Origin of the sequence: Clostridium sp. NSJ-49 (genome assembly GCF_014287725.1) — a bacterium.
Classification (GTDB): Bacteria; Bacillota; Clostridia; order Clostridiales; family Clostridiaceae; genus Clostridium; species Clostridium disporicum_B.
The window spans coordinates 20,919-36,148 of record NZ_JACOOP010000020.1 but is presented as its reverse complement, the minus strand read 5'-3'; the positions used below and the strand labels follow the sequence as shown (position 1 = coordinate 36,148).

Annotated in this window: 13 protein-coding genes and 1 riboswitch; of the genes, 11 read left to right on the top strand and 2 right to left on the bottom strand. The window is 28.8% G+C overall.

Annotated elements, in window-relative coordinates:
- Positions 1–86 precede the first annotated feature (86 nt).
- The 4 genes from htpG to H8S10_RS08840 all read left to right on the top strand — a co-directional run bounded on the left by htpG (position 87) and on the right by H8S10_RS08840 (position 6,017).
- On the top strand, positions 87–1,958 hold the full coding sequence (gene htpG / locus H8S10_RS08855) for a molecular chaperone HtpG (protein WP_055263531.1): 1,872 nt from the start codon (positions 87–89) through the stop codon (positions 1,956–1,958).
- 157 nt (positions 1,959–2,115) lie between these two features.
- Entirely contained in the window at positions 2,116–2,670 is a 555-nt protein-coding gene (locus H8S10_RS08850) for a helix-turn-helix domain-containing protein (RefSeq protein WP_186838610.1), read from the top strand.
- Positions 2,671–3,074: 404 nt separating this feature from the next.
- Positions 3,075–4,418: a D-serine ammonia-lyase gene (locus H8S10_RS08845; RefSeq protein WP_186838609.1), complete on the top strand. Its 1,344-nt coding sequence runs from the start codon at positions 3,075–3,077 to the stop codon at positions 4,416–4,418.
- A 171-nt stretch (positions 4,419–4,589) separates the two neighbouring features.
- The gene (locus tag H8S10_RS08840; RefSeq protein WP_186838608.1) at positions 4,590–6,017 is read left to right on the top strand and encodes an amino acid permease; all 1,428 of its coding nucleotides are present in this window, start codon (positions 4,590–4,592) and stop codon (positions 6,015–6,017) included.
- A 251-nt stretch (positions 6,018–6,268) separates the two neighbouring features.
- Here H8S10_RS08840 and H8S10_RS08835 read toward each other — a convergent pair whose 3' ends face one another.
- Positions 6,269–6,466, bottom strand: coding sequence for a hypothetical protein (locus tag H8S10_RS08835; RefSeq protein ID WP_055263539.1), 198 nt, complete (start codon positions 6,464–6,466; stop codon positions 6,269–6,271).
- Between the two features lie 200 nt (positions 6,467–6,666).
- On the opposite strand from H8S10_RS08835, the gene H8S10_RS08830 reads away from it, so the two are divergent.
- The 7 genes from H8S10_RS08830 to H8S10_RS08800 all read left to right on the top strand — a co-directional run bounded on the left by H8S10_RS08830 (position 6,667) and on the right by H8S10_RS08800 (position 14,197).
- Positions 6,667–7,485 carry a RelA/SpoT domain-containing protein gene (locus H8S10_RS08830; protein ID WP_186838607.1) on the top strand — a complete coding sequence of 273 codons (819 nt, stop codon included), beginning with the start codon at positions 6,667–6,669 and terminating at the stop codon, positions 7,483–7,485.
- 75 nt (positions 7,486–7,560) lie between these two features.
- A riboswitch (Lysine riboswitch) is annotated at positions 7,561–7,737 on the top strand.
- 98 nt (positions 7,738–7,835) lie between these two features.
- Positions 7,836–9,266: a putative basic amino acid antiporter YfcC gene (locus tag H8S10_RS08825; protein ID WP_055263543.1), complete on the top strand. Its 1,431-nt coding sequence runs from the start codon at positions 7,836–7,838 to the stop codon at positions 9,264–9,266.
- A gap of 13 nt (positions 9,267–9,279) precedes the next feature.
- Complete coding sequence (locus tag H8S10_RS08820) at positions 9,280–10,413, top strand: M20 family metallopeptidase (protein ID WP_186838606.1); 1,134 nt, start codon at positions 9,280–9,282, stop codon at positions 10,411–10,413.
- Positions 10,414–10,723: 310 nt separating this feature from the next.
- Positions 10,724–11,302 carry a GNAT family N-acetyltransferase gene (locus H8S10_RS08815; protein WP_186838605.1) on the top strand — a complete coding sequence of 193 codons (579 nt, stop codon included), beginning with the start codon at positions 10,724–10,726 and terminating at the stop codon, positions 11,300–11,302.
- A gap of 236 nt (positions 11,303–11,538) precedes the next feature.
- On the top strand, positions 11,539–11,736 hold the full coding sequence (locus H8S10_RS08810) for a hypothetical protein (protein WP_186838604.1): 198 nt from the start codon (positions 11,539–11,541) through the stop codon (positions 11,734–11,736).
- A 161-nt stretch (positions 11,737–11,897) separates the two neighbouring features.
- Entirely contained in the window at positions 11,898–12,968 is a 1,071-nt protein-coding gene (locus H8S10_RS08805) for a hypothetical protein (protein WP_186838603.1), read from the top strand.
- Between the two features lie 8 nt (positions 12,969–12,976).
- Positions 12,977–14,197, top strand: coding sequence for an amidohydrolase family protein (locus tag H8S10_RS08800; RefSeq protein WP_186838602.1), 1,221 nt, complete (start codon positions 12,977–12,979; stop codon positions 14,195–14,197).
- Positions 14,198–14,319: 122 nt separating this feature from the next.
- On the opposite strand, the gene H8S10_RS08795 is transcribed toward H8S10_RS08800, so the two are convergent.
- Positions 14,320–15,150: a serine hydrolase gene (locus tag H8S10_RS08795; protein ID WP_186838601.1), complete on the bottom strand. Its 831-nt coding sequence runs from the start codon at positions 15,148–15,150 to the stop codon at positions 14,320–14,322.
- Between the last annotated feature and the right edge of the window lie 80 nt (positions 15,151–15,230).

Here is a 15,230-nt window from a genome sequence, read left to right as displayed (position 1 = left end):
AAAATGATATAACATAAATTGTGATTAGCACTCAGCTAAGTAGAGTGCTAATAAAAATATCTTTACAGTAGAAGGGGAGATTTAAATTGGAAAAGAAGCAATTTAAAGCAGAATCAAAGAGATTATTAGATATTGTTATTAACTCTATTTATACACATAGAGAGATATTTTTAAGAGAGTTAATATCGAATGCAAGTGATGCTATTGATAAAATTTATTATAAAAGTTTAAGTGACAGTTCGCTTACATTTAATAAAGAAGATTATTTTATTAAAATAACACAAGATAAAGAAGCTAAGACATTAACAATATCTGATACAGGTATTGGTATGACAAAAGAAGACTTAGAAGAAAACTTAGGAACTATAGCAAAAAGTGGATCTCTTAAGTTTAAAGAAGAAAATGAAATAAAAGATGGGTATGATATAATTGGTCAATTCGGTGTAGGATTCTACTCAGCATTCTTAGTTGCAGATAAAGTTACTGTAATAACAAAAGCTTTTGGAAGTGATAAAGCTTATAAATGGGAATCAGAAGGCGTTGATGGATATTCAATAGAAGATGCTACAAAAGATTCATATGGTACAGATATAATATTACATCTTAAAGAAAACACTGAAGATGAAAATTTTGATGAATACTTAAATGAATATAGAATAAAATCATTAATCAAGAAGTATTCTGACTTTATAAGATATCCAATTAAGTTAGACGTAACTAAGTCAAAGCTTAAAGAAGGTTCAGAAAGTGATTATGAAGAGTATAAAGAAGAAGAAACTGTAAATAGTATGGTTCCAATCTGGAGAAGAAACAAATCTGAGCTTACAGACGAAGATTACAACAACTTCTATATGGAAAAAAGATTTGGTTTTGATAAACCATTAAAACATATCCATATAAGTGTTGATGGTATGGTAAGCTATAATTCAATTCTTTATATTCCAGAAAACTTACCATTTAACTATTACACTAAAGACTATGAAAAGGGCTTAGAGCTTTATTCAAATGGTGTATTAATAATGGAGAAATGTGGAGACCTTTTACCAGATTACTTTGGATTTGTTAAAGGTATTGTAGATTCACAAGATTTATCTCTTAATATCTCAAGAGAATTATTACAACATGATAGACAATTAAAGCGTATTGCTAAGAACATAAATAATAAAATTAAAAATGAATTAGAAAATATGCTTAAAAATGATAGAGAGTCTTATGATAAGTTCTATAAGACATTTGGAAGACAATTAAAATTTGGTGTTTATGAGGAATTCGGTGCTAATAAGGAAACTCTACAAGATTTAATAATGTTCTATTCTTCAAAAGAAAAGAAGATGGTTACTTTAGCTGAATACGTAGAAAGAATGCCAGAAGATCAAAAATACATCTACTATGCAGTTGGGGAATCAAATGAAAGAATTGAAAAGCTTCCACAAACTGAATTAGTTAAGGATAAAGGATATGAAATTCTTTACTTTACTGAAGAAGTCGATGAATTTGCTATAAAAATGCTTATGAACTATAAAGAAAAAGAATTTAAGTCAGTTTCAAGTGGTGATTTAGGTATAGAGGCAGATGAAAAAGATGAAGCTATAAGTGAAGAAAACAAAGATTTATTTGAATCAATGAGAGAAGCTTTAAATGGTAAGGTTAAATCAGTTAAAGTTTCTAAGAGATTAAAGAACCACCCTGTATGTTTATCATCAGAAGGGGAAATTTCAATTGAAATGGAAAAGGTTCTAAATTCAATGCCAAACAATGAAGGTGTAAAAGCAGATAAGGTTTTAGAAATAAATCCAAATCATGAAGTATTTAACTCACTAAAAGAAAGTTTTGAAAATGATAAAGACAAGTTTGCATTATACACAAATATTCTATACAACCAAGCTTTATTAGTAGAAGGCTTAAGCATAGAAGACCCAGTAGACTTTGCAAATAATATTTGTAAGTTAATGAAGTAATAGAAATTAAGTTTAAAAAAACATAGAATAGCCTGATAAGTAAATTTACTTATCAGGTTATTTTTTATTATTCAATATCTATCTACTACTCCAGATGCTACAAAATAGAAAGTTAGTATGTTATAATATATAAAAATATAAAGATAGAGGTAGTAATATGGAAGAGTTAAACATAGGTAAAAAAATTCAAGATTTTAGAAATGCAAGAAATACAAGTGTAAGAGAGTTATCAAAGAAATCAGGAATTACAGCCTCTATGTTAAGTCAGATAGAACGTGGTCTTGTAAATCCATCAATAAATACATTAAGGGCTATAGCTAATACTCTAGATGTTCCATTATTTTATTTTTTTAAGGAAGACTCAGAAAAAGAAGAGTTAGTTGTAAGAAAAAATAATAGGAAAACTATAGGATTTCCTAATCAAAGTGATGTAAGATATGATTTATTAGTTCCAAATACTTTAGGGTCAATAGAGTTTTGTATGATGGAAATTCCAAATAACAGTAAATCTGTAGAGAAAGCAGAAAGTCATAAAGGTGAAGAGGTAGCATATGTAATTGAAGGAAGAGTAGATATAATTGTAGCGGGTATAAGATATTCTTTAGATGAAGGAGATAGTATTCGTATTCCTCCAATGACAGATCATAAGTGGGAAAATATAGATACAAAACTTGCAAAAGTAATATTTGCAGTAACACCACCAAGCTTTTAATTTATTACAAGGTGTTAAGTATAGTTTAACTAGAAGTCGGTTAAAACTTGATAAATATTAAAAAAAGGGGCTGTTAAGCTCCTTTTTATTTTTTCTATAGTTGTTTAATAAAAAGCATTAACTGATGATAGATACTTAGGTTGATAAAGGTAAATAATCAGTTAAGGTTAAAAATGATAGTGTTAAGTATTAATTAATTTTTTTAGCGATATATATTTACAAAAAACATATTTACTGTTAATATTAACTTGAAATTGTTAAGTATAACTTAACAGAATTGTTGTTGCAACGACTTGTAGTACAATATTGGAAATTATAGTGGTGTTTACCGTTCATTTAATCTTAAGTAGGTGGATAAATGTTCTTACGGGAATACTTTAAATTTTAGTAGAAGAGGTAATGTAATGATTTTAGATAGAGCAATGTCAGATTGGATAAGAGAGTTCCCAATAATCAAGGATTTAATAGAATTAAAAGAAACAGTATTCATTAATCCAAACAAAATAGAAGCAGAAAAAGCAATTGAACAATGCAGATTTTCAATGGATGATATAGCAGACGTAGCAAAGCGTTGGGAAAGGTTTGCCCCGTACCTTGCTATAGCTTTTTCAGATACAAAAGCTTTAAATGGAATAATTGAATCTCCAATAGTAAAAATAAGTAATATGCATAAATACTTAAATGAAGAGTCAGGTGAAGAAATTCAAGGAGACATATATTTAAAATGCGATAGCAAATTACCAATATCAGGATCGATAAAGGCTAGGGGAGGAATTTATGAGGTTCTTCATTTTGCTGAGTCACTTGCTATAGAAAAAGGAATGTTAGAATTAGAGGATGATTACAGCATATTAGCAGAAGATAGATTTAAAGAATTATTTTCTAAGTACAGCATAGCTGTAGGATCAACTGGTAATTTAGGATTATCTATTGGAATTATGGCTGCAAAATTAGGATTTAAAGCTACAGTTCATATGTCTGCTGATGCAAAGAAATGGAAGAAAGATATGCTGAGAAGCAAAGGTGTTACTGTAGTTGAATATAAAGATGACTATAGTAAAGCTGTATCTGAAGGACGTAAACAAGCTGAAGCAGATGAATACTGTTATTTTGTAGATGATGAAAATTCTAAAACGCTATTTTTAGGATATTCGGTAGCAGCACTTCGTTTAAAGAAGCAATTTGAAGAGCTTGGAATAAAAGTAGACAAAGAACATCCGCTATTTGTATACTTGCCATGTGGAGTTGGAGGAGGACCTGGTGGGGTTGCTTTTGGTATTAAAGAAGTATTTGGAGATAATGCGCATTGCTTCTTTGCAGAGCCTACTCACTCACCATGCATGATATTAGGACTTTCCACAGGCTATCATGATAAGATATGTGTTCAAGATTTTAATATTGATAATAAAACTGATGCTGATGGGTTAGCAGTAGGAAGAGCATCAAGTTTTGTAGGAAACATTATGGAACCGTTTATTAGCGGTAGTTACACTATTACAGATGAAAGAATGTATAAATATTTATATAAGACAATAGATTTAGAAAATATTAGACTAGAGCCAAGTGCTTTAGCTGGTATGCTAGGTCCATATAATATTGAAATTTCACCTAAAGGTAAGGATTATATTAAAAAAGAAGGAATAAAAAACATGAAAAATGCAACACATATAGTTTGGGCAACAGGTGGAAATATGGTTCCAGAGGATATAATGGAAGAGTACTATAATAAAGGTAAGAATATAAAATAGAAATTTATTTATAAGCAGGTCAAAAAGAAATTTTTTGACTTGCTTTTATTTTATGTAGCGTTTAATTTTTTATAAAAAATATAGAAAATTATACTTTTTATGATAAAAAAGTGGTAAAATAGTTAGGGCTAAAGATTAGCTAAAGTTTTTTACAAAAGAGGGGGTCATAATATGACTGAAAACAACAATAAGAAGATTATGTGGTATAGTCTTGCGTTAATGGCATTCTCTGGAGTTTGGGGATTTGGTAACGTAATTAACGGATTCTCAGAGTATAATGGACTGCAAGCAATAGTAGCATGGATTATTATCTTTGCTATATATTTTGTACCATATGCGTTAATGGTTGGAGAACTAGGTTCTGCATTTAAAAGCCATGGGGGAGGAGTTAGCTCATGGGTTGGAGAAACTATAAATCCTAAAATTGCTTACTTTGCAGGATGGACATACTGGATTGTCCATATGCCATACTTATCACAAAAGCCAAATAGCTTTATGATAGCATCAAGCTGGGCTATTTTCCAAGATGGTAGAATTAGTCAAATGAATCCGGTATTACTACAAGTTAGCTGTTTAATTGTCTTTATAGTTGCATTATATATTGCAGGTAAAGGAATTAATCCATTAAAGAAATTATCAGCTTTAGCAGGTTCATCAATGTTTATAATGTCAATGCTATTCATTTTATTAATGTTAGCAGCGCCTGCTATTACAAATGTACAATTAAATCAAATTGATTGGTCATGGAGTACATTTATGCCTAAATTTGATGGTGCATTCTTTACAAGTCTTTCAATTTTAGTATTTGCAGTTGGTGGATGTGAAAAAATATCACCATATGTAAATCAAATGAAGGATCCAGCTAAAGGATTCTCAAGAGGAATGATAGCTCTTGCAGTAATGGTTGCTGTAACTGCAATACTTGGAACTATATCATTAGGATTAATGATAGATTCAAACAATATTCCAAAAGACTTAATGACAAATGGAGCATACTATGCATTCCAAAAACTAGGTGAATACTATAAACTAGGAAATCTATTTGTAATTCTTTATGCTATTACAAATATGATAGGTCAATTTGCTGTTTTAATAATATCAATAGACGCACCTTTACGTATGTTACTTAACAGTGGTGATAGAAAGTATATCCCAGAAAAATTATTTGCTAAAAATGAAAATGGAGCATATGTAAATGGACATAAGCTAATATTTGTAATTGTATCAATACTTATAATAGTTCCAGCAATGGGAATTGGAAGTGTTGATGAATTAGTAAGATGGCTTGTTAAGTTAAATGCAGTATGTATGCCACTAAGATATTTATGGGTATTTGTTGCATATATTGCATTAAAGAAAGCTGGAGATAAGTTCGAAAGAGAATATTATTTCGTAAAAAATAAAACTCTTGGAATAATAATAGGAATATGGTGTTTTGCATTCACTGCATTTGCTTGTATAGGTGGTATGTATTCAGAGGACAAGTTCCAATTAATATTAAACATAGTAACACCATTTATATTAATATTATTAGGATTTATCCTACCACAGTTTGCTAAGAAAAATAAGAATACTAACAGTTTAAAAGAAACTGCTTAATATTTTACCCTAAAGGCTTTTGTACAACCTTTAGGGTTTTTTATATGTTTAAAACTAGATTATAATATTTAAGAAAGGATATACGAGAGAAGTTTAGGGTTAGGGCTTCAAGGCTTCCAAGACATTTTACTATAAAAACTACTTTTGAATAGCATGGAAGTATTAAAGATTTAGAGGATAATATTGAAGTTTTTTGAATAGAAGAAAAGCAGTATTTTGAAATGAATTATTAGGACCATAAAAATATATAATTAGTGTAAGCTTAAATTATATAAATGAATCATTAAAGTTACTAATCCCATCAAACCAAACATTACAAATATAGCTAATTTATATATATCTTTAATTCTTTTATTTTTAATTTCTTGAAATTTAACGACATCTTCATAAGTCATATTTCTTAAAGTTATTTTGTAATTATTTGCCTTTTTCAAGCGAAGAGTATACATTTGTAAAATTACCTCCATATGTTGTAAATAAAAATACAATATAAGCTTAACATATTTTACATAAAAAGGAAATGGTAAATTTGTTTTAAACAAAATGAGCTTTAGATTTAAAAGATTAACATAATATGAAATGAAACATGTATTATAATATGATAAAATACAATTGTTGATTTAATGCTTAGCATTAGGGAGGTATAAGAATGAATAGGTTACATAAAGAAATTTATTTAAAGAAATATCCTTATGTAGAAGAGTATATAGATAGAAATAATATAGATTTTGAAGAATTAGAGAAAGTGTATGACGACTTTGTAAAATACCAAAGTTCATATGAAACTCAAGCAGATTTTATTGCAAATATATTACGTTCAAATGAGAATATACATTCTGTTAAATCAAGAATAAAAAATCCTGAAAGACTTATTGAAAAGATAATAAGAAAAACAGAAGATAGAAAAATAAAAAATGGAAAAGATTTTTATTTTAATGTAGATAATTATAAAAATGAGATAACAGATTTAATAGGAATAAGAGTTTTACATATATTTAAGGACCAATGGAAAGATATACACGATTTTATAGTAAACACATGGAAGGTTATTGAAATAACTGCAAATATAAGAGATGGAGACGATAGATTAATATTTGATGATTTAGGGATAGAGGTAAGATCAAGGCAATCTGGATATAGGTCAGTACATTACTTAGTAGAATGTTATCCAACAAATCAAAAGGTTATTGCTGAAATTCAAGTAAGAACTATATTTGAAGAGGGGTATGGGGAAATAGACCATAGACTTAGATATTCACATCATGAAATTCCAGAGATATTAAAATCTAATCTTTTACTTTTTAATAGAATAGTGGGAAGTGCTGATGAAATGGCTTCATTAATAAACATGTTAAATAATAATCTTGGAGATAAAGAAAATTACTATGAAAATAAGTTAAGGGAAAAAGATGAAGAGATACAAAGATTAAATGAAGAGTTGGAAAAGTATAAAACTAGGATTTATTAGTATAAATTAGAGGTTTATAAAAAACTTGCATTATTAAGTCGAACAATGTATAATTATACATAGATAATTTAATAAAAATAAGATAGAGGTTGCGATATTTAATAGTAGCTTTGCAATAAGATTAAGCACGAGTGCAAAGTGAAAGGAGGTGTCGCCGAAACGAATAACTGAGGCTTTAAGGTTATTTCGTTGGGGTTATGTAGAATATGCATAACACTGTCATAACGTCTGTTATGATGAGCTATCACTAAAGTTAATTTTAGATAAGGTATTAGTACTGAATTTATTAGAGTCTTAAGTGATAAGCTTAAGGCTCTTTTTTAATACTTATAAAAAACGGGGGGATGAAAATGTTAAATTTACAAAAGAAACAGAATAATTCTGATGATGTCATGAAAAAAGAAATTAAAATGCCACATACTTTAGTAATAATTTTTGGAATTATACTTTTAGTGGCAGTAGCTACTTACTTTGTTCCAGGAGGAGCGTATGAAAGGGTTGTAAATGAAGCAGGTAGGACTGTAGTAGTAGATGGAACATTCAGTTATATTGAAAGTAATCCACAAGGTTTATTTGCAATTTTACAAGCACCTTTTGAAGGTATAATAAGTGCAGCAGAAATAATTGCATTTTTATTTATAGTAGGTGGAGCAATAAATGTTGTATCAAGAACTAAAGCTATAGATCTTGGTATAGTTAAATTAGTTGATAAACTAAAAGGTAGAGAAATATTAATAATACCTATACTTACATTTATATTCTCAATTGGTGGAGCTGTTTTTGGTATGTCAGAGGAAGCTATACCATTTATAACATTATTACTTCCGCTTATGCTAGCATTAGGATATGACAGTATATTAACTGTGGCCGTTACATATCTTGCATGTATATTAGGATTTTCAACAGCAATGTTAAACCCATTTACAGTACATATAGCACAAAATATTGCAGGTGTAGAGGTAGGTTCTGGTGTTGGATTCCGTACTATAGCATGGTGCATTACTACAACTGTGGGAATAATACTATTAATGCTATACGCAAAGAAAATTAAAAAAGATCCAACTAAGAGTTTAGTGTATGAATCAGATAAAAAGAAAAAAGAAAAGTTAGATTTAAATGTAAATAGTCATGAAGAATTTACAATAAAACATAAAGTTATATTATCTCTTTTAGCAGTATCTATTGGTGTTATTGTATGGGGAGTATTAGCAAAAGGATTCTATATTTCAGAAATTGCAGCTGTATTCTTAGCAATGGGATTAATTTCAGGTATAATTGGAAGATTATCAGTTAATGATATGGCAGATGCATTTATAGAAGGTGCAAAAGGAATGATTGGTGCAGCTGTAATAATAGGTTGTGCTAAAGGAATAGTAATATTAGCAGAAAATGCTCAAATAATAGATACAGTGTTATTTGGATTAGTTGGTCTTATTGGAAAGCTTCCATCATTAATAGCTGCATATTTAATGTACATAGTTCAAATGATAGTAAACTTCTTCATAATCTCAGGTTCAGGACAAGCAGCTGTAACTATGCCGCTTTTAGCACCACTTGGAGATTTGGTTGGAGTTCAAAGACAATTATCAGTTTTAATATTCCAATTAGGTGATGGATTCTCAAATGCAATCTTCCCAACATCAGGAATATTAATAGCTTCATTAGGATTAGCTGGTGTTCCATATTCTAAATGGCTTAAATGGATACTTCCAATACAAGCAGTAATGTTCACATTAAGCATAGGATTTATTACTGTTGCAATGATGATAAATTGGGCATAAGGAGATAAAGTAAATGAAAGAGATTTTATTTCAAGAAGGTACTAAAATAAAAGAGAGATTATGTGAAATAAGTGATTATATATATGAAAACCCAGAGTTAGGAAATGAAGAGTATAAAGCAGTAGAAGTTTTAACAAAACTTTTAAAGGAACATAATTTTTCAGTTGAAGAAAAATATTTAGATATGGATACTGCATTTAAGGCAACTTTTGATAGCGGTAAACCAGGACTAACTGTTGGTTATTTATGTGAGTATGATGCACTACCTGGAATAGGACATGGATGTGGACATAATATGATTGGTACAATATCAGCAGGTGCAGGTATTGCTTTAAGTAAAATAATAGACCAAGTTGGAGGAAAAATAATAGTTTATGGAACTCCGGCAGAAGAAACGAATGGTGCAAAAGTAATTATGGTTGAAAAAGGAGCTTTTGATGAGCTTGATTGTGCAATGATGGTTCATCCAAATGATAAGACTTATGCTAGTGGTACAAGTAGTGCTCTTTATCCAATTCAATTTACTTTCAAAGGAAAAACAGCTCATGCAGCTTCTTGTCCAGAACAAGGTATAAATGCATTAAATGCAGTAATACAATTGTTTAATGGTATTGATGCTTTAAGACAACATGTAACTAAAGACGTATTAATGCATGGAATTATTACTGAAGGTGGAGTTGCAGCAAATATAGTTCCAGAAAGAGCAGTGGCTCAATTCTATATAAGAGCAGCAAAAAAAGCTACAGTTACTGAAGTTTTAGAAAAGGTTAAGAATATTGCAAGAGGAGCAGCATTAATGACTGGCTGTGAACTTGAAATGGATAGATATGAGCTTCCTTATGATGATTTAAATACTAATGAAGTTTTATCAGAAGCTTTCAATGAAAACCTAAGAAGTCTAGGTATCACAGAAATTCATGCACCTAAGACTGGTGGAGGATCAAGCGACATAGGTAATGTAAGCTATGTTACACCAACTATACATCCTTATATTTCAATTTCTAATTGTGAAATAAGAGGACATAGTAGAGAACTTGCAAAAGCAACTACAGAATCTTTAGGTCATGAAAGACTATTAACAGCAGTTTTAGCATTAGCTTATACTGGGTATGATGTTTTAACTAAAAAAGTAATATTAAATAAATAATAAAAAAGTAAAAAGGAGCAATTGCTCCTTTTTTGCTTTTCTATATAATACTTAGAGTGTATTTAAAGTTGTTATATATAGGTTTATGAAATAGATTTGTAATTTGTGATAGCATAAAATTATATATCTATTGTTATACTTATAAAATTAGTAAATTTAAATGGAGTTGATATAATGCTATATGTTCACCGGTTTGGAATAATTAAGAGTATAGAATACTATAATGAAAATGAGTTTAATTAATAGAAAGAAAAATTTCAGTTAATAAATTATATTTTAGTTAAGATAAGAATTTAGATTGGAGAGGAACATGGCAGTAAGATTAGCAACTATTAATGATAGCACAGAGATATTGAAAGTTTATAAGCAATATATTGACACTGCAATTACATTTGAATATGAACTTCCAAATAAAGAAGAGTTTAAAGAAAGGGTTAAAGAAATTATTACACTATATCCTTATTTAGTTTATGAAGAAGAGGGTAAAATTATCGCTTATGCTTACGCCAATAGATATAAAGAAAGAGCAGCATATCAATGGGGTGCTGAACTATCAATTTATATTGATGCTAATTATACATCAAAGGGTATTGGTAAAATTCTTTGTTTAAAGCTTATAGAGTTGTTAAAGATTCAAGGAGTAAGAACGATATATGGATGTGTAACATTGCCAAATGATAAAAGTGAAAAGTTACAGATTAGCTTAGGTTTTAAAAAAATTGGAATATATCATAATGCTGGTTATAAATGTGGTAAATGGAGAGATGTTGCTTGGTTTGAAAAATCAATTGCAATTTATGATGAGAATCCAAAGGAGTTTATTCCTATAACTAAAATACCAGAATATAAAATTTTGAAGATATTAGAATTAGACCACTTTAATAATTAATATTTATCTAGTTGAGAATAATATTTAAAAGGAGACAAATACCATAGTCCTGTTGCTGGCTATCTTTATAGAATTACTTTTAAAATAGATAAAGGCCAATGGGAAATAGAAAAAATAGAAAGCTTAGGAGTTGCTTAATTACTGGATTTAATAAGTTAAAATAAGTAATATAACTATAGCAATAATTAGCTAAATGTATTATTATTAATAGTAATAGTACTTAGGAGGAGAATTTAATGGGGAAAGGTAAAAACAAAGGAAGAGTTAGTTCTAAAAGTAAAGGTAAAAATGAAAAAAGTAGTGCAATAAGCTTTTTAGCTCTTTGTATGATAATAGGTCTTTTGCTTGGAGCTATCTATAATCAAGTAATTATCGGCGTATGTTTAGGAACTCTTGTTGGAGTAATAATAGACGCTAGAAATAAGAAAAAATAATTTAATAAATTTAATAAAAGTAACATCTATTTTATAGGTAGATGTTGTTTATTTTTTTGTAAAAGTAAAAATAGTGAGATAGTATTAGCATAAAAATAAGTAACTGTTTACAGGAGATATTTATAGTATATATTAAGGATTAAATTATATAGGGGAGAAAGATGAGTCAGATTAAATCAACTAGAAGCAAATGGAAGGCGATAGAAGTGGTTGGATTATTTTTAGTAATCTTATCTTTTATTGTTCTACTAGTATCTCCAGATTCTTTATCTGGACTTTTTGATAGTATTACAAAACAAGTATTTCCTATAGTAGTTGATGTGTTTTTGCTTAGTGAAGTTGGTGTAGCTATAATTATTAGTGTAATTGTAGGTAGGATTTTAGAGAGGTTAGGGTTTACTGATGCTTTAATAAGAATTTTTATTCCTATAATGAAGTTCTTTAAAATCAATCCATCTGTTATTATTCCAAGTGTTTATAATGTTTTAGGGGATATTAATGCAGCTGGAGCTATTGCAGGGCCTGTATTAGTTAAAGCTAAAGCTACAAAGGGAGAACAAAAAATTGCTATTGCAACTATGATACAATCTCCACAATCCTTTGCTACATTAGTCTTAGGATTAGTAGTGTTGACAAAATTTAATATAAAAGCTTTACCATTAGTTATTGTAGCGGTATTTTTACCAATAATATTAGTTCCACTTATTTTGTCTAAAACAGTATATAGAGATACTAAAGCTGTAGACTTAGAAGAATTACCAAGATTTACTCCAGAAACTAAGTTTTTAGATACACTATTTAGCTCTGCAAAAGAGGGAGCTTATCTTTTATTCTTAGTAATAATTCCAGCAGTTGCAGCGGTATTTACTATGATTGGTATATTAGATTACTTTGGTATTTGGGCTATAATATCTAATGCTATGACTACATGCTTACAATGGTTAAAAATTGAACCTGCAACAGGTATAGTTTCGATTCTAGCAAGTCCAACATTAGCTATGGCTCAATTAGCTGAGATGAGTAATGTAGCACCAGCACTTATTGTAGGTGGATTTGTTCTTGCCAATTCAGGATTCCCGTTATCAGTATTGTTCGGACAAATACCTGTAACATGGAAAGAACATTCAGATTTAAATGAAAAAGAAGCTTTATATGCAGCTTTACTAGGTGCAGCTATTAGATTAGTTAGTTGTTTAATTATAGCTTTAGTTTTGACACCATTTATAATTTGAAGGTAAATATGAGTAGAGAATATATTATAAAAGCGAAGAAAATAGTAACGGTTGGTAAAGATAAAACCATAATTAATGGAGCAATGGTAATTAAGGAAGATAAAATAATTGATATAGGTAAAGAAAAAGTTATAATTAGTAAATATAAGGGGCTAGATATAGAAGATTTAGGAAATCTAGTTATTACACCTTCATTAATAGATTGTCATACACATCTTTTAGAATATGCTCCATCAACAGTTTATCCAGTAACAAGCGAGACTTATAATATAGCTCAAAAAGCTTTAGTTTTAAAATCTCTAATGGCAGGGGTAACCACTTTTGGAGAGCAAATTTGTGGCTCACCAATGACTTTATTATCAGTAGAAGACTTTAAAAAATTAGCAAAGGATTTACCAGTAAATATAGTGTTCTCCTGTAATAGCATAACTATTGGCTTTGAAGAGTTAGTAAACTTTACAGCTGTTACAGGAAATAATTCAGTAGATAAAGACAAGCTTATAGAAGATAAAATAATTAATAGTTTAATAGAGAAAAGTGATTATCCTGGAGAAAATATATTTATAAACGCAACTCCAGCAAATTTAACAGAAGATATTGTCCCAAGAGCTGGAGAAGTTATTTATACACAAGAAGAGTTAGAAAATATAGTACAAGTATTTCATAGTAAAGGTAAAAGAATTGGATGCCATGTAGCAGGAAAAGATGCTATAGAAATGGCTATAAAAGCAAATTTTGATGTCATTCATCATGGCCATGGAATTACCGACGATGAGATAAATGAAGTTAGTAAAAATAAAATATCAATAGTTGCTACACCTTTAGGAGGTACTCACTTAAAACCAAATTCACCTGAAGATATTTTAAAATTGATTCAAAATAATATATTAGTTGCTATTGCCACAGATGCGTATTTACCACCATATGAAGGTGTATCGTGGCTAAATTTTAATGATAAAGAAGCAAAGGGTTCACCTGAGTTAATGATAATTTCAAAGCCAGTGATTGATAAATTAATAGGTAGTGGATATGATGAAAATGAAGCTTTATCATTGATTACTTTAAATGCAGCTAAGGTATTAGGAATAGAAGAGAAAATTGGCTCTTTAGAAATAGGAAAAGACGCAGATTTCATTGTTAGTAGTGGAATTCCTGTAGTTGAATTTAGTGATGCTTCTAATATAAAAAGAGTTTATTTAAAAGGGAAATGTTTAATTAATAGAATATAGCCTTAAATAGGTTATATATTTTAAATGCTATAGTAAAATATAGGTTAATAAAATATTGATATTTGTAAGGAACCATGTTTACCAATTTACTATAAGTAAAATAGTAGCACATGGTTCCTATTTTAATTAAAAGAGATAGAAGTGAAAATCTTTTTATTATAAATATATGAATCATATATAATTTTAGAGATTTCACTAATTATCTTAATTTCTTTTTCATTATCTAAACCTTCAGTAAGAATAGTGAGTATATAATCTCCATAGGCTGTAAATACTATTGCTGCATCATTTTCTATATAATCTAACTCACCAGTTTTATGTGCAATCTTTATTTTCGATGGTAACTTACTAGGAATCTTACTATTATTTCTGCAATTAGTCATAGTACTTAATATTAAGTTATCATAGTGTTCATTAATACATGTATTTTTATATAATTGTTCTAAAACAGTTGCTAAATCATAGGCACAAGTGTAGTTGTCAAAACCATTTTTTATTGCATTAAAGTCCATCATCTTTCTATTTAAAAAAGAATTATTTATGGAAAGTTTCTTTATCATTACATTTATATTATCCATACCTAAGATGTTTATAAGAATATTTGTAGCGGTATTATCACTTTCTGTCATCATTAGATAAATAAGTTTTCCTATAGATATCTCTAGATTTTTTGAATATTTAGATATAATGCCAGATCCACCTACCTTCATATTATCCTCTATGAGAATTACATCATCTTCAAAAATAATTCCTTTATTTATTTGATTATAAGCTTCTATTGCTATAAAAATCTTTATTGTACTAGCAGATGGAAAACTTAGTATTTCAGAACCTTTAGAATGATAATGCCATGAAATAGTTTCTGATGAGCTTAAATCTTTAAAGATTATAGAGTAATTAAAATCATATTTAGATAGAATATTAGATACTGTTTTGTAAAGTAGCTTAGTCATATATAAGTTTCCTCCATAGAAAATTAAATTTTAAATGACTTTATAGTTATATTTTACCAAATATATTTAAATGAGTATAG